The sequence below is a fragment of the Aeromonas sp. QDB30 genome (assembly GCF_027707645.1).
GTDB lineage: Bacteria > Pseudomonadota > Gammaproteobacteria > Enterobacterales > Aeromonadaceae > Aeromonas > Aeromonas caviae.
In genome coordinates, this window is the sequence record NZ_JAPCIY010000184.1 from 1 (window position 1) to 931 (window position 931).

The following is a 931-nucleotide window of genomic DNA, read 5'->3' on the forward strand; positions in this document are numbered from 1 at the left end:
ATCAGCAGTTGACCGAGGGGCAACGATACCAGTTATCGGTGCTTCGCGCACAGGGGATGTCCATCCTTGCCACCGCACGCGCCATTGGCGTTCATCGCTCCACCCTCTACCGGGAGCTGCGTCGTAACGCCGGGCCGCAGGGCTACCAGCCAGACAATGCGCATCAGCACGCCACCCACCGACGGGCCAGTGCGGCCAAATCTCGGCTATCTGCCGATGTCATCCAGTTTGTCGAGCTGACACTCGCCTGGTGGTGGAGCCCGGAGCAGATAAGCGCGGTGGGCAAGCAGATAGGCCTCATGGTGAGTCACGAGTGGATATACCGCCATGTGGCCGCCGACAAAGCCCGGGGTGGCCAGTTGTACCGCCATCTGCGCCAGGGCCACAAGCGCTACCGCAAGGGGGCGAGCAGCCTGCGTTCTCCCATCAAGGAAGCCCGCTCTATTGATGAACGGCCGGCTATCGTCGATAGCCGGGAGCGGCTCGGTGATTGGGAGGCGGACACGGTGCTGGGCAAGCAAGGCACAGGTGCACTGGTCACCCTGGTGGAGCGCAAGAGCCGGCTCTATCTGGTCAAGCGGGTCGCGAGCAAACAGGCTGGGGTGGTGCGGGATGCGATAATCGAGATGTTAACGCCCTACATCGAGCAGGTGCATACCATCACCTTTGACAACGGCGGCGAGTTTGCCGAACACAAGGCGATAGAGGAAGCGCTGGGTGCCGAGACTTACTTTGCGCACCCTTACTCTTCGTGGGAGCGCGGTCTGAACGAGAACAGCAATGGGCTGTTGAGGCAGTTTATCCCAAAGGGAACAGACCTGAGAGAGGTCACGGACGAGGATGTCAGGAGAGCGGAGCAGTGGCTCAACCTACGACCTCGGAAATGTCTCGGATTCAGGCAGCCTGTCAAGGTATTCGAAGAGTACCGTCA

General features: G+C 60.8%; 1 protein-coding gene. It reads left to right on the top strand.

The features are described 5' to 3' along the window. Positions 1-931: IS30-like element ISAs2 family transposase (locus tag PG896_RS21035; RefSeq protein ID WP_270836199.1), on the top strand; the 931-nt coding region annotated here is incomplete at both ends.